Raw genomic sequence first — 21,252 nt, 5'->3', positions numbered from 1 at the left:
TAATATGTTTTGTATTGCAAAAGATAATCGAAATGATTTCAGAAAGTATGAGCCTAAGGTTCATGTTAAGGGACTCGTAATTTTTCGTCATACCGTAGCAGTCGGCAGATTGCAGATTGTGGACTGCCAAATGTAGATTGCAAAAGTAACCATTAAATATTTTGCCAAAAAATGTAAAGAAATTACTGATAGTACTAAGGCATTGCCACCCAACTATGCCAATCAGGGCCTATATCTCCCCTGCGTTTGTAGCGTTCCATTAACGATTGGCACTGGCAGGTCATTTTTTGCTGACTACTATTTTCTGCTATTTTCTTTATAATTTGAGGAAAAAGTGCGACAGCACTTCTCACCGCTTCGCGGTCGCTGTCAGTTGCGAGTCCCTCAAACAATTCTCCCGCTTTAAAAGGTCTGCTTGCGATTCCCTCCGCGTAGTTTGTGACGTAACAGATAGATGCGTAACACATTTCTAGTTCTTTGGCAAGAAAGACTTCGGGGACAAGCGTCATGCCGACAAGGTCTCCGCCGTACAACTTATATTTTCTTATTTCAGCGGGTGTTTCCAGCCGCGGCCCCTGTGTGCACACATAGACGCCTTTGCCGGTAATGCCAATGCCTAGAAATTTTAGTGTGTGCAGGATACTTTCTCTTAAGGTGGGGCAAAAAACAGGAAACTGACGTATAAATCCGATTCCCAGATGCTTATAGAAGGTTGATTCTCTGCCATGCGTTTCGTCGATAATATCGTCTATCAATACGTATTCGCCGATTTTGTAATTTTCATTCATAGCGCCGGGGCCTGACCATGACACTATTTGCTTGGCGCCCAGTTCTTTTAGTGCGTAGATATTTGCCCTGTAGTTAACAAAGGGTGCGGTAACGCCGTAGCCTTTTTCGCCATGACGCGATAAAAAAAGCATTTCTGCATTAGCATCTCTGATGAAATATACCGGCTGCGACCGCCCGTAAGGGGTATTGATCTCCCCCAGCCTTTTGCCTTTAATGCAACCGCTAAGAAGCAAATCATAGGCCTGGCTACCGCCAATTACCGCAAGGGAGGCTTTGGTGTTGTTTACCAAGCGTGAACCTCCCGTTTTTTTTCTATCGCTTTTGTGGGACATTCTTCCGCACAGATCATACACCCTTTGCAGTTGTCATAATCAGCAAAGGGAAAACCCTCTTTATTAACGGAAATACAACTGTCCGGGCATCTGTTGACGCATATCATACATTTTGTGCAGGCATCGTAATTCCATTGGGGTTTAAATATTCTCCAGTTGCCGGTTTTTCGCCGGGGAGTGTTTGCTACGGAATATACCGCAGGGCTCGAAATAGTTGCAGGTTCAAAAGTAACAGAGAAGACGGGATTATCCTTATGAACAATTTCCTTTGCATCGATCATTACCGAAGAAATGGCATGGAAACAATAAAGAGAGGCCTTGATATTTTTTTCGATGAGGCCCCTATCCTGTATTATTTCTGACACTTCCTTTTCGACAGCTTGTCTTAAGAAATCTTCTTCCATCCTGGTAATCTTTGCCGCAACACCCCCCGACAGTGTGCTTAGAATTGGTTTCCCCAGCATTTCAAAACTGATTTTTGTAATGTCAAGCGTTATTGTTTGTCCGGTAAGATGGTATTTTGTTTTTATTTCTTCAGGGGTGTGGGTGGTATTGATAAAAACAATGCCGCCATTTTTTAATCCTGATAAAGGACTTGCTGCGGTATCGTCCAAAAGGGTCTCATCCATTATTATGATACCATCGGGGTCGCTTATTACTCCCCGTTCCTGTATTGGTTCTGAAGAAATACGTGTACAGGCTAGTATCGGTGCGCCCCTGCGTTCCGCCCCGTAAAGCGGAAAGTCCTGCGCATAAAATCCTCCTAAAAAGGCTGTTGTCCCCAGTATTCTGCTGGCAACTTTTGCGCCCTGGCCGCCTCTTCCGTGAAATCGTATTCTGTAAGTAAAGGTATTTTCTGTTTTCATGATAAAGAATTATCCGGTTCAAATAATTTTTTAACGTAGTACAAGATTATACTCAAAAAAATAGTTTCCAGGCAAGAAAACGTTTTTTTGGGTATTTTCAAGAGAAATGACGGTGCTGTTTTTTATAATACCAGGTTGTTCCGTAAAAAATACCAATGTTATTTTGCTAATATTGTTTACAGAGCAATCATTTAGCTTGACTTGCAAAAATGATACATATAGAATTTAGCGACTTTTGACTCATTAATTAACGAGGTGTATTGGGAAACTTAAATACAAAGGAAAACAAAGATGCTCCGATTAAACAAACAACGTAATACTTTAGAACCCGAAGAACATCATTTTGAATTGAAAGATTCGGAAGAACCGAATCTTTTTCGCGATATATTCCCGTACGACAAAGTGCCCAAGATACCATTCAATTACCGGCTTAATCCAATGAATATGCCTGAAGAAATCTGGATTACCGATACTACATTCCGGGATGGCCAGCAGTCAATGCCGCCTTATACGGTGAAACAAATAGTGGATTTATTCGATATGATACACAAGCTTGGCGGCAAAAGAGGGCTTATCCGGCAGTGTGAATTTTTTCTGTATAATGAAAAGGATAAGGAAGCCGTACGAAAATGTATGGAGAGAGGGTATAAATATCCGGAGATAACGGGCTGGATTCGTGCGGTAAAAAGCGATTTCAAACTGGCAAAAGAAATGGGGCTTAAGGAAACGGGTATTTTATGTTCCTCTTCTGATTACCATATTTATTTAAAATTAAAGAAGACGCGAAAACAGGCGTTGGAAATGTATCTGGATATCGTACGCGCGGCCCTGGAAGAGGGCATGATTCCAAGATGTCATTTTGAAGATATAACAAGAGCAGACCTTTATGGGTTTGTAATACCATTCGCAAAGGAACTCATGAAGCTGTCGAGAGAAAGCGGTATCCCCATAAAAATCCGTGCTTGTGATACCATGGGAGTGGGGGTAAGCTACCCCGGTGCAGCGCCGCCGCGCAGTGTTCCCGGAATTATATACGGGTTGACGCACTTTGCGGACGTCCCTTCCGAATGCCTGGAATGGCACGGACATAATGATTTGTATTTGGCGATGAGCAATGCAACTGCCGCCTGGCTGTATGGGTGTAGTGTTATTAATGGGGCGTTGCTGGGTTTGGGGGAACGTACGGGGAACACGCCAATAGAAGCCCTGGTTATTGAGTACCTTGCGTTACGGGGCAACGATGACGAAATTGATACTACGGTAATTACTGACATTGCGGACTACTACCGGAATGAGATTGGATATCAGATCCCGCCAAATCAGCCTTTGGTAGGCTCTGGATTCAATGTGACCAGGGCGGGCATACATTCGGACGGTTTATTAAAAAATGAAGAAATCTATAATATTTTCGATACCACTAAGTTGTTGAAAAGGCCTGTAGGTGTTTCTATCACGGATAAGTCAGGAATTGCAGGGATCGTTCAGTGGATTGATATTTATTATAAATTGCAGGGAGATGAGAGAATTTCTAAGGACCATCCGGGCGTGGTAAAGATCAAGGAGTGGGTTGATGAACAATATGCCATGGGCAGGATTACTTCTGTTTCCGAGAAAGAAATGGTTGAACTGGTAAATATTCACCTCAAAGACGTTTTTGCCGGCAGGTAGCATAAGGCATGGTAATGTCTGCCATGATAAATTTCACGGCGTATAATCGGCACCCAATTTCCGGTAGGCAGTGTTTTACCCTACATGCCTAAGCTAACATGGCAAAAACCAAAAAAGCACGAAAACAGTTTTCAGTCTGCAATTTGCCGATTACAGATTGTAGATTGTAGAAGTTACCAGTAAATATTTTGCCAAAAAATGCTAAGAAATCACTGATAAGGGGTACTAAAGCCCCTGACATTTTTATTTTTCAAAAAACTAAAGCGTTACGGTTTTGAAAGAATACTTTGAGAGTATATGAATTTCAGGCAAAGGACATATTAAAGACGTATAGCATCTGTGTTCCCCGTGGGCGGGTGGTGTCAGCAGCCGACGACGCCCGAACGGCATATAAAGAAATCGGCGGCGGTAAGTGTGTGGTAAAGGCGCAAATACTTGCCGGCGGGCGCGGAAAGAGTGGCGGCGTCCGATTCGTCAATTCATCCGAAGAAGCAGAGTCATGTATCTCCGGCATGCTCGGCTCAAGGCTTACAACATATCAAACTAACCAGGAATCCTTTGAAATTAAACATGTTCTTCTGGAAGAAGCTGTTTCGATTCAAAAGGAGTTCTATCTTGCCATAACGATTGATCGTTCCTTACAATCACTTCTATTAATAGTGAGCGCTGAAGGCGGTGTTGCCATAGAAGATGTCGCGAAAAAGACGCCCGAAAAAATTTTCAAAGAACCTGTTGACCTGTTTTTTGGACTGCTGCCATTTCAGTTGCGTCGTATTACGGAAAAATTAATGATTTCAGCGAAACTGTCAGAGAAGGTAAACGAACTGATAAAAAAACTATTCTCTGTCTTTATAAATAAAGATTGTTCGTTGCTGGAAATCAACCCTTTGGTGCTCACAGAGAATAATGAACTGGTTGTGCTTGACGCCAAAATGGAGTTAGACGATAACGCCATTTTTCGCCATCCGGAGTTAGAGTACATTTTGGCGGAACAGGATATTCCGCCTGATGAAGCATTGGCAAAGAAGCATGGGCTGAGTTATATACACCTTGATGGAGATATCGGATGTCTTGTAAATGGTGCAGGCCTTGCAATGGCCACCATGGATAGTATTAAACTTTGCGGGGGGGAACCGGCAAATTTTCTCGATGTCGGCGGTGATGCGTCTCTGGAACAGGTGACGCGGGCGTTTAAAATAATTTTGTCCGACAGAAAAGTAAAAGCCGTCTTGATCAATATTTTCGGCGGCATAATGAAATGCGATGTGATCGCCGAAGGCATCATAAGGGTCGTCAAAGAAGCGGATATTCCATTTATCGTAAGACTGGAAGGTACTAATGTGGATTTGGCCAGAAAAATTCTTGACGACTCCGGGTTAAAAATTATTTCTGTCGGGAATATGAAGGATGCGGCACGTTTTGCGGTAAAGGCGTCAAAAGGTGAGTATATTAATCAATAAGGAAACAAAGGTTGTATGCCAGGGTATAACGGGACAAGCCGGAAGTTTTCATGCAATGCAGATGCTGGAGTATGGGACTAAACTGGTTGCAGGGGTAACTCCCGGTAAAGGTGGTACGATACATAATGGAATTCCCGTGTTCGGAAGCATGCTCGAGGCTGTTAATAAAACGGGGGCAAATGCCTCTGTAATATACGTCCCGGCCTCTTTTGCCGCGGACGCTATAATGGAAGCAGTGGATGCGGAGATAGCGTTGGTGGTATGTATTACGGAGGGAATACCCACACTGGATATGTTAAGGGTGGTAAAATACCTTGCCGCCGGAAAATCAAGGCTTATAGGCCCTAATTGCCCCGGCATTATTACGCCTGACGCTTGTAAAATCGGCATTATGCCTGGATACATTCATAAAAAAGGCAGCGTTGGAGTTGTTTCGCGCAGCGGTACCCTCACGTATGAGATTGTATGGCAACTTACGCAACAAGGTATTGGGCAATCAACATGTGCCGGGATAGGAGGCGACCCCATCATAGGAACGCATTTTGTTGATATCCTTAAGATGTTTCAGCATGATGAAGAAACATCGGCGATTGTGCTTATTGGCGAAATAGGCGGAAGTATGGAAGAAGAGGCCGCTGAGTATATAAAGAAGGAAATTACAAAGCCGGTTATCGGCTTTATTGCCGGCAGGTCAGCGCCGCACGGCAAGCGTATGGGACATGCCGGAGCAATCATTGCCGGTGATAAAGGCAAGGCTGTTACAAAGGTCGCAGCGTTGCAGGATGCGGGCGCCTTTATGGTGGATAACCCTGCGGATATTGGCATAACCGTATCTAAAATTTTAAAAGACGCCGGGAAGTAGATTGTCTTTTATTACCGGAGTAATTCATTGCGATTGCTCCGTTACGAGCGAAGCGCCACTTCGCTCACCAAATCCCAAATCCCAAATCGTAAATAGTAAAAAGAGAAACCACAGATTGCTCAGATAAAAAAATGATAAATCGTAAATCTCTCCGGTATTTTTTCTGTTTCCTTGATAATTGCTGAGGCATTTGCTAAAGTAGCCTCGTAGTACTACAACATAAATGTTTTTATAAAGGATTATTGCGGAAAACATGTTTTTGATTATGAGGTTAATGTATCGAATAGTGCCTCTTCTCTCTGTTTTGTTGAGTGTAATATCCCTGGATGCGCATGCCAGAGGGGTAAGTAGCAGCATTAAAAGCCACGTCATTGAGGTCGAATTCTCTCTGAATGAAAATAAGCTCAGAGCAGAGGATCATGTATGTGTGCAAAAGGGCGAGAGCAATGAGGTGCTGTTTCTCATCAACAAGTCGTTTAAGGTGACGTCAATAGCGTCTTCCGGTAAGGATCTGGCATTTAAGCCGGGAAAAATGGGAAATGCTCAAACAATGAAGATTACCGTCCCGGCAACGGTAAAAAGTAAGGAAACTATTTGTTTTGACATCAAATATGAAGGACTTCTTCCTTCTCTGCCTGACTCCTTCAGCGGAGAAGACATTGGCGCTACCTCCGGCATTATTGGAGAATATGGTGTTTATTTGAGTCCCGCGTGCAGATGGTATCCCGATATGGCTGATTCACTGGCAACATTCAAGGTTACCGTCGTTATGCCGAAAGAATATGAGGCCGTAACCCAGGGGATTCTTGTGAGTAAAAAAACAGCAGATAATAAAGTTTCTATAACGTGGGAGGAAGGCAATGTGTCCGAGGGGTGCAGCCTTGTGGCGGGGAAATATAAAGTGACGGCAGTGCGGCATAATGATATTGACATTTACGCTTACTTTTATCCGGAAGAACAGCCCTTGGTTGATACATATTTGGATGCAACAAAACGATACCTGGATATATACCAGGATTTAATTGGAAAATACCCGTATAAAAAATTTGCCATTGTTGAAAACTTCTTTCAAACAGGTTATGGTATGCCGTCATTTACCCTGCTGGGCAGCGAAGTAGTGAAGCTCCCCTTTATTGTTGACATTTCATTAGGGCACGAAGTTTTGCATAACTGGTGGGGAAACTCTGTTTTTGTTGATGATAGCCGGGGGAACTGGTGCGAGGGTCTCACGACCTATATGGCGGATTACTATTATAAGGAAATAAAAGGTGACGTTGCCGCAACGACCTATCGTAACGAGATTTGCAGAAAATATACCCATTATGTTACCACGCAGAATGATTTCCCACTGAAAATGTTTCTAGGCAGAAGCGACAAGGCAACGCAGGCTATTGGATATGGAAAAACGGCAATGGTTTTCCATATGCTGAGAAAAATGCTGGGCGATGAGGTTTTTTACCAGGCGCTCAGAGATTTTTATAAAAATATGCTGTGGCAGCGTGCGAATTGGGAGGATATTGAAAAGGTATTTGAAAAAGTGAGCGGCCTGGAATTGGCGTGGTTTTTTGATCAGTGGGTGAACAAAAAAGGCGCCCCCGTTATCGAATTGGGTGAAACGACTGTTAATAAGGAAGGAAATGCGTGGGTTGTAAAGGCTGAAATCCTGCAAAAAACGAACGAACCGTATCGTCTTCATTTGCCTGTCTACGTACAACTGGAGGAGGGCATTTTTCATACGACCGCCGAAATAAAAAACGCTTCTGACCGTATTTCCCTGCCGGTAAAATCCCGCCCCGAAAACATTGCGATAGATCCTTACACAGAGGTCTTCCGGCGCTTGCATGCGGATGAGATTCCTCCTACGATAGACCTTGTAATGGGAGACAGTAAAATTATCATCTATCCGGCAAATTGTGAAGATTCCATGAAGGTGGAATATAAGAAACTGGCGCATATCCTGGCGAATGAACGGGATTCTATTAAGGCGGATACCGAAATTACCGAAGTGGAAATAGCGCAAACAAGCTTGTTTATACTGGGTGGCGTGGAAGAAAACAAAATAAGCAAACTCGTTCAAAATAACTTACCCGTGGGATTATCGCTCACAAAAGATGCCTTTGGCGCTGATACCGTTATGTACGGCGATAAAAAGGATGCCTTTCTGGTAACAATAAAGCATCCTTCTCATAAGGAAAAAGGGATTGCTTTGTTTGCGGGATTTAGCCCCGAAGCGATAAATAAAGCAGGATACAAAATTCAACATTATGGGAAATACAGTTATCTTGTTTTTTCTGACGGAAATAATAGGGTGAAAGAGGTCGTTAGCATCGGGGATAGCCCGCTGCAAAAAACCCTTCAATGATTTGGTAGCTGGCATAGGCAGACCAAACAAACAATAAATAAAAAATACGAAATTCGAAGTACGAAATACGAAACGATTTTCAAAATACAAAGTCCCAATTAAAAACCGGGTTTTGAATATTTCCTAGACTCGTTACAAACAGAGAGTTTGGGAACAAGCAGAAATTTTCCTCATTACCTCCCCCAAAGGGGGAGAATGTTCCCCGCTGGCGTGGATGCAGGAAGTGGATTCGTATTTAGCATTTCGGGTTTTACTATTAGATTTGACTTGTCTTGCGAATATATATTGCAAAGGGTGTTTAATGGGATTTGTATTTTTGAAAGCAACATTTCATAGTTGAAATTGCTTTTGCGGGAACGGCGTGTGAAGCAGGCATATTTGCATGGTTTAATGTGTTTGAAATCAGCAACTTATGGGATATTTCAACTTTCATTTCTTTTTGTCCGGCGAGGGAACGGTTTTTGTCCGTTTACAAAGGATTGTTAAACTTTTTGGAAAACGGTGGGGCTGAATGAAACAAACACTATCTTTATCTTTGTGTATTTTTGCGTGGTTTTTTTATTGCACTCTTTTTTGTTCAGAAGAGATGCTGGCAGGTGAGCATTATACCGTGGTAGAGGTGCAGGATGGGGGATGCATTACCGGATATGTCATCCGTGGGGGGGACGCCGGGATGCCTTCAATAGACTTATATGCAGGGTGGGAATTGCCGAAATCTTCCCAGGTTATTTCTGAAAAGCTAGAAGTAAACAGGGTAAACAACGGTGTGAAGAATGCCATCGTCTCTATTTCTAATATTGTGCGGGGAAAAAAGGGGATAGTCCCGCCAATTCATCCCGTCATAGATCAGCAAAGGGGGGTATTCGTTCCTCGTGTAACGGCTATACTCGCCGGCACAACGGTTGATTTGCTGAATGGTGATGAGGAAATGCACAACATTCATACCAAATCAATGAGAAATCAACCTTTTAATCTTGGCATGTCGTATAAACAAAGAGTCTTGAAAAAATTTGATTATCCTGAGACGATAAAACTGTCTTGTGATATACACCATGAATATGCCTGGATTGTTGTTTTTGGGCATCCTTATTTTGATGTAACGGATAGGAACGGATATTTTGAAATATGCGATATTCCTGAAGGCACTTATGTGTTTAGGGTATGGCATGAAGAATTAGGAAAACGAGAAAAGGAGGTAATGATACGGCCGAGAAAAACAGAAAGTATAGAGATTGTTTATGAGCAGAATTAATGGGAAATGAACATTGTAACAATGACGGGTGATTTTTAATTAGGTTTTTTTTACATTCGCAACCGGAAAGGAGGATTTGCTGATATGAAACCTAAGGGTTTATTTTATACATTTGGCTTTCTGAGCGCCGCAGTATTTTCCTGTGCAGTGCTGACTGTTGTCATGCGCCCTAATACTGCATCAGCAATTGAAATTCCCAAAGAAGTTACTGAAGAAGGAAAAAATGTTTACAAGAAGTATTGTGCCCCTTGCCATGGTGAAGAGGGTGGCGGAGATGGACTACTTTCAAGATCGATGCTCCCCAAACCTCGCAATTTCACACTGGGGGCTTATAAGTTTAGGACGACACCAAGCGGTTCGCTTCCTACAGATGAAGATATTTATAGGACGATATCATATGGTGTACCAAATTCTACCATGATTCCCTGGGATATTTTAACCGAGGAGCAACGTGCTTCCGTAGTGCCGGTTCTCAAGAGTTTTTCAGAAGCCTTCGAGTATCGCGAACCGGAACCTTCCGTTGATGTTGGTCTGCCGTTGAGACCGACAGAAAGAACCATTTTGGCAGGGAAAAAAATATATGAAGAAAAATTAGAATGCTGGAAGTGTCATGGTGTTGAAGGTCGCGGAGACGGCCCAAGCGCATCGGAACAGGAAGACGATTTTGGATTTCCGATAAAACCATTCGATTTTACTACTGGTAAGTTTAAAGGCGGCAATTCGCCAACTGATGTTTATCTGAGATTTACCACGGGCTTGAACGGAACACCAATGCCTTCTTTCGCGAAAGAACTTAGCGATGACGAAAGATGGTATTTAACCCATTATGTTATGTCACTCGTTCAACCAGAGAAATGTAGAAAATAAAAAATTAATAGTTTTCTGTCTTTAAATGTTGACCATACGGAGGTGTTTTGAAATGAAAAAGATATTATTGGGCATGGTTGCGTTTGCTGTGATGTTGCCCGCTATAGTGGAATGGACTTCGGGCCAGTCAAATGTAGCCTGGGCTACAGAACAAAAAACCGAAGAGATTCCACCGCCAGATTTGTATAAGGATACGCCTGCCTGGTACCAGGCAGTTTACAAAGACAATGTTGGGCTGAGTGAGGGTTCAGGTCCATTTACCAAGTACTTTAAGGCACAGATGCTGGATATGTACTGGCAGCCGAACAGACATTATGAACCAATGGAAAATCTGGACCATTCAATTTTCATTGAACAGGAGAGGAGGGATTTGTGCGTTATATGTCACGAGGAAGCCACCCCAGGCATAGTAGCGGACTGGAGGAGTTCCGGACATAAACATCCAAAAAGCACCCCCTATCTTTCAAGCAAGACCGCCCAGATAGAGAAAAACGTCGGCAGGGTTCTAGACGAGGTACACTGCTTTGATTGCCATGCCGATACGGAAAAGAATCAGATAAGGATGCCTACCGGTGAAGTATGCGGCGGATGTCATAGGCAGCAGTTTGATGAATTCCTCAGGGAAAGAGAGGTTGGCCGCCCAAACCACTTACAATCATGGGAGGCGAATACTATAGTTCCTTGGTATGCAGAGGCTGCGAGAAGGGGCTATTTATATGGACAGCATGGTTGTGATATGTGCCATTCCGGGGCTGAAAAGTGCGATGTTTGTCATACCAGGCACAAGTTCAGCGCTGTAGAGGGCAGGCAGCCAGAAGCCTGTATGACGTGCCATATGGGTCCTGATCATCCTGATGCAGAATCCTATGGCGAATCAAAACATGGCAAGATTTATGAAAAAGAGGAAGAACATTACGACTTTACAAAGCCACTCGTAGAAGTTCGTCCCGGAGAGGATTATCGTACGCCTACATGTCAGTACTGCCACATGTACGAAAAACATGGCAGATTTATTCATAATCCTGTTATGAAGGGTATTTGGCGTATGGGAACGGTTCCGCCTTCTAACTTAGAGTATACCTCTTCGCTCAAGGACTATCCTTACGGAATTAAGATCATCGCAGATAAGATCGATATTTACTCAGAGGAAAATGTTGCCAAGAGGTCATATTGGTTAGAGGTTTGCGCTAAGTGCCATAGCGACCGTTTTGCGGATACCTACCTGAAATCATTGGATCAATTCATGTTTCAGGCGCACACCCTTGCTGATCAGGCGCAAAAAATCGTTGAAGACCTGATTGCTGATGGTCTTTTATATCCTGATGCAGCGAACAGAGATCCCTATCCGTTAAGCGATGGGATTGTTAAAGAACTTAGTGCGGATTTCCTTGGCGAACCGGTTTATAATGCATTTAAGACGCTCCAGGGTAAATTCCCTGTTGTAGGACCTATTCTTGGCGTCTATGGTATGTTCTTGCAAATGCAGGATAATCCGTCTGACATCGAAAATATGTACAACAGATTATGGTTCTGGTATAAACTACAGGGGTACAAAGGAACTGCACACGCCCAGCAGGATGTTTCATGGTGGTGGGGACAGGCTCCTATGATGATGGAAATGACAAGGATACAGGCAGAAGCTGCTCGTTTACGCAGATTAGCCGGGATTGAAAAGACAATCTCCAAGTAAAAGAGCGACGGCATACAAAAATAAAAAGCCCATGATATGTATAATATCATGGGCTTTTTTTATTAAATGCGGACAAACATGAGAAAGTTGTAATATACTCAAGATGCTTATAAAATGTGAATTCTAAGTTGTTAATAGGGTGGCACTGATTTTATTTTATGGTTGGGTGGGTTAAAACGATAGCGAATTCACCTTCCCAGCTATAACACTACAACGGTATTTTTATTTCAGATATTGCGGCAATTTTTTGTATACTTCATCTGAAAATGAAAGAAACTACCCTGACAGGGTTTGGAACCCTGTCAGGGTTAATACACCATGCTTGCAAATACTATGTTGTTTCATTTGGTGTTTCAAACGCGTAGGGTGGATTAAGCGACAGCGAATCCACCTTTCCATATTAATAATTGTTGGATTCGGTGCGAAAAAACCGCGCCTTAATCCATCCTACTGCTTGACGGATTTTACCCACACCACATGATGGGGGAAAACTTATCATATTCTTGTGCAGGACGTAAGAATAAAATGTCGCTGTAGTGATAATTGCTTTTTAACAAATATACAAGAACTTACAAAAAATGAAACACTCTATTGTCGCTTGCGGTATACGTGTACATAATTTAAAAAATATTGACGTTGAAATTCCACATAACAAATTAGTTGTCATTACGGGTGTGAGCGGTTCTGGCAAGTCCAGCCTTGCATTTGATACCCTTTTTGCAGAGGGACAAAGAAGGTATGTGGAATCTTTTTCTGCTTACGCGCGGCAATTTCTTGAAAAAATGGACAAGCCTGATGTCGATCACATAGAAGGTATCCTGCCTGCAATCGCTATTCAGCAGAAAAATCCTGTAAAAAACCGTCGTTCGACTGTAGGCACCGCAACAGAAATCAACGATTACCTGCGGTTGCTCTATGCCCGCATTGGAAAGACGTATTGTAAAAGCTGCAAGCGGCAGGTACGGATTGACACTGTTTCGCATATTGTAGAATTTATACTCTCCTTGCCGGAGGGCACGAAATTTCTAGTCACATTTCCTCTCAATATCAGCCAAAAAATTTCGGGTGAGGAACAAATAAATCTCCTGAAAGAACGCGGCATAGTGAGAATCCTGGCTGATAACGACATTGTTGACATCACGAACGAACAAAACAGTTTTGACATCCGTGCCGCAAAGACTGTGTACGGAATTATCGACCGGCTGGTTGTAAAATACACAATAAAAGACCGCCTTATCGATTCTCTGGAAACCTCATACCGTATGGGTTCAGGGCACTTAAGTATCTTTTATACTAACGATGCGCTTTCCAGTGAAGCGATAAAACCATCAACAGATGATCTTGTGCGCATTCAGGATTCACCATGGGTTGAAATGAAATATAGCAAAAAGTTTTTTTGCAGTTATTGTGCAATTGAATACCCCGAACCGTCCCCTGCCTTATTTTCCTTTAATAATCCAATAGGGGCATGCCCCAAATGCCAGGGATTCGGTCACACGATAGACATAGATATGGATGCCGTTATTCCCGATAAAGAGAAATCTCTTGAACAGGGTGCGATAGTTCCCTGGAATACCCCCGCATACAGGGAGTTGTATGAGGAACTTGAATCTGCCGCCTCAAAATATGACATTCCCATGGATGTTCCTTTCCGGAAATTGACAAAAAAACAGTTGAATCTGCTTTTTGAAGGAACAAAGGATTTTTGCGGTATTAACGAATTTTTCAACTGGCTGGAAGGCCGAAAATACAAGATACACGTTCGTGTTATCCTTAGCAAATACAGGGGCTATAATGTGTGCCGCACCTGCGAAGGAACCCGATTGAAAAAAGAGGCGCTTACCATAGTAATTCAGCAGAGAAGTATTGCGGAAGTTTGCACTATGACCATAGAACAGGCGCACATGTTCTTTCAAAAGCTGCAGCTTTCTGACTATGAAAGAAATATTGCGCACTTAATCCTGCAGGAGATAACAAAACGTCTTGGCTATATGATCAAGGTCGGACTCGGATACCTCACTCTGGACCGTATGACTCGTACGTTATCAGGCGGTGAAGCCCAAAGGGTAAATCTTACCACATCATTAGGTTCTTCTCTGGTAAACACCTTGTACATACTGGATGAACCGAGCGTAGGGCTACATCCCAGGGATACTGACCGGTTGATTCATATACTGACGCGGTTAAGGGACATTGGAAATACCGTTGTTGTGGTGGAGCATGATGCGGAGGTTATAAAGAACTCAGATATGATTATTGATTTAGGACCCGGCGCCGGAGAAAACGGAGGGAGGCTTGTTTATCATGGCACCTTTGCACAACTGCCCGCAAATAACTGTTCTCTGACTGGGCAGTATTTAAAAGGAGAAAAGGCGATAAAAATACCTTCTTCCCGGAGAAAGCCTTCCAGAAAGGCTATCGTTTTAAAAGGCGCGTCGCAAAATAATTTAAAAAATATCGATGTCACATTTCCGCTTAATATGCTAGTCTGTGTGACGGGCGTTTCGGGGTCGGGAAAGAGTACGCTCGTACAGGATACTCTTTACGGCGCACTGAAAAAGAAGCTGGGAATTTATTCAGGGTTTGTGGGAAAACATACGGCCATTGAAGGTGAGAGGTTTATCAATGACATCCTTCTCGTTGATCAATCCCCTATTGGGCGCACACCACGTTCTAATCCCGTAACGTATATAAAAATATTCGATGAAATAAGAAAACTTTTTGCCTTCACGAGGGAGGCAAAAGCGCGCAAATTGACCATCGGTTCATTCTCTTTTAATATTGCCGGCGGAAGATGTGAGTTTTGCGAAGGCGCGGGATATGTAAAGGTTGATATGCAATTTCTTGCTGATATCTTTGTCACATGTGAGAAATGCGGCGGAAAGCGGTTTAACAAAAAAGTACTAGAGGTGAAATATAAAAATAAAAATATCCATGAAGTTCTGAGCATAACGGTGGATGAAGCAATTGAATTTTTTCGTGAATCTGTGAATATCACAAAGGTATTGAAGTGTTTGCAGGAAACCGGGCTAGGTTATTTAAAATTGGGTCAGCCAGCAACAACCTTGTCGGGGGGTGAAGCGCAACGTCTCAAGGTATCCACGTATATATCGCAGGAAAATATGGAGTCAATGCTCTTTGTCTTTGACGAACCAACCATCGGCCTGCATATGGATGACATTCAGAAATTACTGAATTGTTTTCAAAGATTGCTCCAGGCGGGACATTCTCTCATCGTGGTGGAACATAACCTTGATATTATTAAATCCTCCGATTATATTATCGACCTTGGCCCTGAAGGGGGCAATGAAGGGGGATATGTAATCGGATGCGGAACGCCGGAGAAAATTTCTAAAATAAAAACAAGCCATACGGGCGCATACTTAAAACCATACTTTTTGTAACACTTTAGTTTTTTGAAAAAATAAGGGCGAAGCATTTGCTCTGTTTGTGTTTGAACGCATTTATGACAATTTACGGCAAATGCTTCGCCCCTATACTGCGATTATTGGAATTTTTCAGAAAACTAAAGTGTTACTACTTTTTATGAGTCGTACAAAAATATATTTTACGAAAGGCAAAAAACAACATTGAGCAAGAAAAACATCCTATTTATTGTGAGCATTATAGTAAGCCTTGGTTGTTCATGGCTATTCATACGAAGCATAGAATGGGCGTCTTTGAAGAATGCGTTAATTGAGGCAAATTATTGGTTTATAATCCCCGCTACGATATTGGCGCTTCTCCTCTATGTGGTGCGGGCATTTCGATGGCAGGGTCTGCTGTCGCACATAAAACCAATTTCCCCATGGAGCTTGCTATCGATTACTTCCATTGGTTTCATGGCAAACAATATACTTCCTGCCAGGGTTGGAGAAGTATTGCGGCCGTTTCTCCTTTATAAAAAAGAGAACATTAAATTCTCTACCTCATTTGCAACGGTTGTTGTTGAAAGAATTTTCGACATGCTGGGACTCATTCTCTTTGCCGTTGCAACGTTGTTCCTGCTTCCCAACCCTGATACCTCCCATCATATCCCGTCTTTCGAATTAATAACCACTGATGTGGTAAAAACGGGAGGGTCGATAATTCCTTCATTAAAAAAATGGACAGAAGTCTTTGCCGCTTTTGGTAGCATGACCATTATCCTGCTTTTTCTTATCGTGGCAAAACCACTTTTTTTTAAAAACATACTCACCACATGGTGTTCATTTCTTCCCCACAAACTTAAAGATAAAATTTTCAACCTGTATGATTCATTCGTATTTGGCCTGAAAATACTGGAAAATAAATCAAAGACGATATGGATACTTATCTTATCACTGATTGTATGGCTCATGGGTGGAATAGAAATCTATATACTGGGGTTTGCCTTCGATTTGCAGCTTCCTTTTGCCGGGGCATGTCTTGTTGCTGTTTGCCTTGCCCTGGCAGTAGCACTGCCGCAAGCCCCTGGCTATATCGGCGTTTTTCACATTGCCGTTTTAAAATCGCTGCATATCTTTGGCATAGAAACAACGTTAGCTCAGAGTTATGCTATTATTTTGTGGGCAATATCTATCTTCCCTGCCACAACTATGGGTTTTTTCTTTCTCTGGAAGGAAGGAATTGCTTTTCGTGAAGTGGTAAAACTGGAAGAAGAAATTTCCGAAGGAAAGCTTGAAGAAGCAGAAGGTGTTTCAAAAACTCCTCCGCAATTATAATAGGGATAATCTGCGGAATTTTACCCGCCAAAAACGGTATAACTCATGAAATCTTAGGTTTCATATCCTGCAAGGAGGACTTTATTAAAAAATGAATGTAATTGAAAATACCTGCATGTTATGACATAATCGTAAAACTTTACGTATGACAACACGTACCGTTTTATTCTTTTTTATCAAACATCCTGCTGGCAGAAAATAGCGGGATATCCCCATTAATTTACTGAAATAGCATTTACATAGTTAAGAACGGCTTATTGTATGCAACAATTACTAACAAAAAAAAATACATTAAACATTTCGAACGTATCTGAACAGGAAGCAAGGTATCTTACATTTGAAATATGCGGGGAAGAATATGGCATAGAAGTTTTAAGGGTAAAAGAGATTATTAGGATGGTAAAAATTACGCCTGTGCCAAAAACCCCTGAATATGTAAAAGGCATAATAAATCTCCGCGGCAAGATTATTCCTGTCATTGATTTGCGGTTAAAATTAGGAATGCGGGAATCAATGGCCGGAGACGGCAGATGTATCATTATCGTTGAGACATGCAATGGTCTGAAAGGGATAATCGTTGATATGGTATCGGAGGTGCTCGTTGTGAACGCCGATGATATGGAGCCTTTTCCCCAATCGAAAAGCAACATTGACGCCGATTTTTTTCTGGGAATTGCAAAAATAAAGGAAAAACTAAAACTATTACTTAATATTGATAATATATTTTGTGAAGACGGACGGCAGACTCATGGTGAAAAAAATAACCGGATAAATGAAAACAAAAAAGACCTTAGCGGAGGAAACAGTGATAACGAGGATTTCAGAAAGGAGGTTTCCCTGATACTGGAAACAGAAAACACAGAAGGCATTTTTGCTGAAAAACCAAAAGAAGATATTTTGCCGGAAGATAGTGTCATAAAGGAAAATGCAGAGAATGAAACCGCCGCAATCTATGAAAAACAAACGGATATACTCTTAGGCGATAACGCCTGTACTCTGCAAACAATTGGAACAGACGTAACAAACAAGGCGGATGAGCCTATAGATCTCAATGCCGTTGCAGAAAACATATCCGTTGATATCAGGGAAGCAACAACATCATTATTTGAAACAATGATTATGATGGATATGAAATTCAAAGAGTATGCACTGGTTGACGAGACTAAAATAAAAAGCGATGTGGTATGCATGATAAGCTTCACCGGCAGATACCATGGCATTGTAAGTTTATTTTGTACAAAGGAGCTTGCATTACAAGTTGCTTCAAATATGCTGATGGAAGAGCAAACAACATTGTCCACTGAAGTAAAAGATGCAGTGGGTGAAGTACTCAATATGATTGCTGGAGGAGTAAAGACCAAAATTGCTGAAAAATACGGTGAGATGTACCTTTCCATACCACTGGTAATTGTGGGAGAAGATATTTCTGTTTCCGTTACAGAAACTCAGGAAAAGCGCTACAAAACAACGGTTGTGTGTTTTACGAAAGACCCATGGATTACGACACGTTTTGGCTATAATGATGAAATTATGACTGTAGGATTATTGCTTAAAAAAACAGCCCAGTAAAGAGTCTAAGCAGGCATAGCAAGAAACCAGGCAGGCAGGAAAGAAATAAAAAATACGAAAATGGAACCACAGATCACCTAGCGCGGCCTTTGGCCGCAACCAAAAAGGTGATTTTTAGTTTATTATAAAGTATAGTAGTATCCTCGTAAATAGTAATCAGACAATTTGGAGGACACTACTTATGAATAAGTTGATGGAATTATATCGAGACAGGATCGTGGGTGCAATAAGCGGTCTGGACAGGATTCGTTTTCGCGGGACATTGCGGTGGTTGGCCAGTGAGCGTGGGATGGGAACATTCATGAACCAAGCGAGAATTCTGCTTAAGGATTTTTCCGGTTGGGTCAATGGGCTTACGGCACAGGTGCGAGACAGTTGTGAATCGCGGGCGAAAGATTTGGGTATCGAGGTGCGGTATTTGATGAGCAGCGGTGTTGATAAGGAGAAGTTGGCTCGCCAGATCGCGGCGGATAAGAGGATTACGGAAGGTTCCATCTGCCTGTTGAGTGTGGTAGAGCCTTGTATTGCGCCGATGGTCAAGGGCAACAAGGCCAGCAAGAAGCTCGAGTTGGTAATGGCGCCCCGCAAGTGTGTCTTTGTGTATCATTATTTTAACGATCCAGTGTTTGGTTTTGGTCATGTTCGTATCCAGAGTTGGGCGCCGTTTAATATTTTCATTTGTCTCAATGGTCGTCATTGGCTGGAGCGGCAACTTCAGAAGCAAGGTATTGATTATGTTAAGGACGGCAACTGTTTTGTGCGTATAGAGGATATTGCGGCTGCGCAGGTTCTGCTCCATGAGCAGCTTAAGACTGACTGGGCGAAGCTGCTGAACGGGCTTGCGTTGGGCAGTTGCCCGGCATTGTCGCAGATTCTTCGTCCGTTGGAACCGGAGTATTACTGGTCTGCGGATGAGACGGAGTGGGCGACGGACATCATGTTTAAATCGGTTGAGGCATTGGAGGAGTTGTTTCCATCGTTTGTTCATCATGCGATGCGGGTTTGCGACAGTTCTTCGGTGATGAAGTATTTGGGTAGGCGTAACCTTGCAGGCGCTGCCCCTGATGAGGTTATCAGCGACTATCGAAGACGCTATGAAGGTATACGGGTCAAGCACAGTGTGAATTATAATTCAGTGAAGATGTATAACAAGAGCGGTAGTCTCTTGCGTATTGAGACAACGATCAATAATACGCGGGACTTTAAGGTCTTTCGGAGTCCCAATGATGATGAAGGCAAACCGGCGTCATGGCAGAAGATGCGTAAGGGCGTAAGCGATCTTCATCGACGGTGTGAGGTGAGCCAACAATGCAATGATCGTTATGGGGATGCTTTGGCGGCGGCTCAGGTAGAGGAGAAACTGAAAGAAGTGGTGAGCAGCGCTTGTAACAAGGTTGTCAAAGAGGGCAAGAGGTATCGAGGTTTGAATCCCTGGCAGCAGGATGATTACCAGATGCTGATGTTCCTGTCCAAAGGCGAAAACGCGATAAATGGATTCCGCAACCATGATTTGCGTAAGTGGCTTTACCGGGAATCCGAACAATCCGGCAAGGATCAGCAAAAGAAATATTCCGGACGAACGACCCGACGGATAAAGATGCTGCGGGCACACGGTCTAATCCGCAAAGTTCCGAGGGCCAACCGCTATGTTTTGACGGAGAAAGGCCAGAAGTTCTCTTGTTCACTGATGACCGCTTCAGCCCTTGATATTAAAGCACTTACGGAAATGGCGGCATGAAAAACACGCATAAAAAACAAGAAATTGATGGATAGTAGTACAGATTAAAAGATCCCGGCGGGTTCAGGTTTGCAACCAGAACCAAACGTTTTATACTTTCAATCCAGCCTTCTATTCGCAGAACAAATGGCAAATAAATTCCAGATTCCAAACAGGGATTTGGGCATTGGATTTTACCTACGTTCCCAAACAGATACTTCACTATGTTTAGTACAAGGTTTGAGAACGAGTTGTACTTCGGTAGTTTAATAGTTTACGCTGAATAGTTACAAAAAATTACTGATAAGGTATTAATGATTAATAGAGAGATATACTAAAAATGATTACCGTATGGTTTTATACGCTGGCAAGTGTTTTTGCTATCAGTATATGTTCATTGATAGGGGTTGTAACGTTATCATTTAGAGAAACGAATCTAAAGCAAGTCCTTATTTATTTTGTTAGTTTTTCCGCAGGAAGCTTACTTGGCAACGCTTTTTTACACCTGCTTCCGGAGGCCGTTGAAAAAGCAGGTTCAACCTTTCGGTTAAGCACTTCCCTGTTTGTTTTATGCGGGGTAGTTGTCTACTTTAGCGTAGAAAAATTTGTCCGCTGGCGACATTGCCACATACCAGCAACAGAAGAACATCCCCACCCTTTTTCTTTAATGGTGTTGTTTGGAGATGCCGTGCATAATTTTATCGATGGATTGATCATCGGAGCAAGTTACATGGTGAGCATTCAGCTAGGTTTTGCCACGACAATGGCAGTTGTCTTCCACGAAATCCCCCAGGAGGTTGGAGATTTCGGTTCTTTATTACATGGCGGATTCAGTAAAATAAAGGCGCTTTTTTTCAATTTTCTTTCCGCATTAACCGCCATACTCGGCGCAATTATCGTCCTGGTAATGGGATCTTATGTGGAGGGATTAACCACTTTTTTAGTGCCTTTTGCCGCGGGAGGCTTCATTTATATTGCAAGTTGCGACCTTATACCGGAATTGCACAGAGAGGTGAAAATTACGAAATCAATCCTCCAGTTAGTATTTTTCATATTAGGGGTGTTGGTGATGCTGGCATTGTCTTTTGTCGGAGAATAGCACCCTTTCCGCTAAG

Annotated in this window: 14 protein-coding genes; 12 read left to right on the top strand and 2 right to left on the bottom strand. The window is 42.6% G+C overall.

Annotated elements, in window-relative coordinates:
- Positions 1-194: 194 nt before the first annotated feature.
- Both M5U24_RS04300 and M5U24_RS04295 read right to left on the bottom strand, forming a co-directional pair.
- Positions 195-1,079, bottom strand: coding sequence for an MTAP family purine nucleoside phosphorylase (locus M5U24_RS04300; RefSeq protein ID WP_197705165.1), 885 nt, complete (start codon positions 1,077-1,079; stop codon positions 195-197).
- On the bottom strand, positions 1,073-1,987 hold the full coding sequence (locus M5U24_RS04295) for a 2-oxoacid:acceptor oxidoreductase family protein (protein WP_099325343.1): 915 nt from the start codon (positions 1,985-1,987) through the stop codon (positions 1,073-1,075). The genes M5U24_RS04300 and M5U24_RS04295 overlap by 7 nt, the downstream gene beginning before the upstream one ends.
- A 291-nt stretch (positions 1,988-2,278) precedes the next feature.
- On the opposite strand from M5U24_RS04295, the gene M5U24_RS04290 reads away from it, so the two are divergent.
- The 12 genes from M5U24_RS04290 to M5U24_RS04235 all read left to right on the top strand — a co-directional run bounded on the left by M5U24_RS04290 (position 2,279) and on the right by M5U24_RS04235 (position 21,236).
- Positions 2,279-3,655 (top strand): 2-isopropylmalate synthase, encoded by a 1,377-nt coding sequence (locus M5U24_RS04290; protein ID WP_298201679.1) that lies wholly within the window; start codon positions 2,279-2,281, stop codon positions 3,653-3,655.
- Between the two features lie 287 nt (positions 3,656-3,942).
- On the top strand, positions 3,943-5,115 hold the full coding sequence (gene sucC, locus M5U24_RS04285) for an ADP-forming succinate--CoA ligase subunit beta (RefSeq protein ID WP_099325345.1): 1,173 nt from the start codon (positions 3,943-3,945) through the stop codon (positions 5,113-5,115).
- A complete protein-coding gene (sucD, locus tag M5U24_RS04280) occupies positions 5,096-5,977 on the top strand; it encodes a succinate--CoA ligase subunit alpha (RefSeq protein ID WP_099325346.1) in 882 nt (293 codons plus the stop codon). Before sucC ends, sucD begins: the two co-directional genes overlap by 20 nt.
- 253 nt (positions 5,978-6,230) lie before the next feature.
- Complete coding sequence (locus tag M5U24_RS04275; protein ID WP_099325348.1) at positions 6,231-8,339, top strand: M1 family aminopeptidase; 2,109 nt, start codon at positions 6,231-6,233, stop codon at positions 8,337-8,339.
- 511 nt (positions 8,340-8,850) lie between these two features.
- Positions 8,851-9,591 (top strand): hypothetical protein, encoded by a 741-nt coding sequence (locus M5U24_RS04270; protein ID WP_099325349.1) that lies wholly within the window; start codon positions 8,851-8,853, stop codon positions 9,589-9,591.
- Between the two features lie 84 nt (positions 9,592-9,675).
- Positions 9,676-10,458: a cytochrome c gene (locus M5U24_RS04265; RefSeq protein ID WP_099325350.1), complete on the top strand. Its 783-nt coding sequence runs from the start codon at positions 9,676-9,678 to the stop codon at positions 10,456-10,458.
- Between the two features lie 52 nt (positions 10,459-10,510).
- Positions 10,511-12,148 carry a multiheme c-type cytochrome gene (locus M5U24_RS04260; RefSeq protein ID WP_099325351.1) on the top strand — a complete coding sequence of 546 codons (1,638 nt, stop codon included), beginning with the start codon at positions 10,511-10,513 and terminating at the stop codon, positions 12,146-12,148.
- Between the two features lie 578 nt (positions 12,149-12,726).
- Entirely contained in the window at positions 12,727-15,552 is a 2,826-nt protein-coding gene (gene uvrA, locus M5U24_RS04255) for an excinuclease ABC subunit UvrA (protein ID WP_099325352.1), read from the top strand.
- 186 nt (positions 15,553-15,738) lie between these two features.
- The gene (locus M5U24_RS04250) at positions 15,739-16,851 is read left to right on the top strand and encodes a lysylphosphatidylglycerol synthase transmembrane domain-containing protein (protein WP_298201676.1); all 1,113 of its coding nucleotides are present in this window, start codon (positions 15,739-15,741) and stop codon (positions 16,849-16,851) included.
- A gap of 261 nt (positions 16,852-17,112) precedes the next feature.
- Positions 17,113-18,420 (top strand): chemotaxis protein CheW, encoded by a 1,308-nt coding sequence (locus tag M5U24_RS04245; protein ID WP_157820531.1) that lies wholly within the window; start codon positions 17,113-17,115, stop codon positions 18,418-18,420.
- Between the two features lie 181 nt (positions 18,421-18,601).
- Positions 18,602-20,158, top strand: coding sequence for a hypothetical protein (locus tag M5U24_RS04240; protein WP_099323647.1), 1,557 nt, complete (start codon positions 18,602-18,604; stop codon positions 20,156-20,158).
- A gap of 319 nt (positions 20,159-20,477) precedes the next feature.
- Complete coding sequence (locus M5U24_RS04235) at positions 20,478-21,236, top strand: ZIP family metal transporter (RefSeq protein WP_099325354.1); 759 nt, start codon at positions 20,478-20,480, stop codon at positions 21,234-21,236.
- The last annotated feature ends 16 nt before the right edge of the window (positions 21,237-21,252 follow it).

It is taken from the genome of Candidatus Kuenenia sp., from assembly GCF_027493735.1.
GTDB classification, from domain to species: domain Bacteria; phylum Planctomycetota; class Brocadiia; order Brocadiales; family Brocadiaceae; genus Kuenenia; species Kuenenia stuttgartiensis_A.
Note: the sequence above shows the minus strand (reverse complement) of the source record. Positions and strands in the feature narration are given on the sequence as shown.

Bases quoted from the DNA above. Each gene is read 5' to 3' on its own strand.
- uvrA (WP_099325352.1), top strand. From the start codon at position 12,727: ATGAAACACTCTATTGTCGCTTGCGGTATACGTGTACATAATTTAAAA.
- M5U24_RS04290 (WP_298201679.1), top strand. From the start codon at position 2,279: ATGCTCCGATTAAACAAACAACGTAATACTTTAGAACCCGAAGAACAT.
- M5U24_RS04235 (WP_099325354.1), top strand. From the start codon at position 20,478: ATGATTACCGTATGGTTTTATACGCTGGCAAGTGTTTTTGCTATCAGT.
- M5U24_RS04245 (WP_157820531.1), top strand. From the start codon at position 17,113: ATGCAACAATTACTAACAAAAAAAAATACATTAAACATTTCGAACGTA.
- M5U24_RS04270 (WP_099325349.1), top strand. From the start codon at position 8,851: ATGAAACAAACACTATCTTTATCTTTGTGTATTTTTGCGTGGTTTTTT.
- M5U24_RS04240 (WP_099323647.1), top strand. From the start codon at position 18,602: ATGAATAAGTTGATGGAATTATATCGAGACAGGATCGTGGGTGCAATA.
- M5U24_RS04265 (WP_099325350.1), top strand. From the start codon at position 9,676: ATGAAACCTAAGGGTTTATTTTATACATTTGGCTTTCTGAGCGCCGCA.
- M5U24_RS04295 (WP_099325343.1), bottom strand. From the start codon at position 1,987: ATGAAAACAGAAAATACCTTTACTTACAGAATACGATTTCACGGAAGA.
- M5U24_RS04260 (WP_099325351.1), top strand. From the start codon at position 10,511: ATGAAAAAGATATTATTGGGCATGGTTGCGTTTGCTGTGATGTTGCCC.
- M5U24_RS04275 (WP_099325348.1), top strand. From the start codon at position 6,231: ATGTTTTTGATTATGAGGTTAATGTATCGAATAGTGCCTCTTCTCTCT.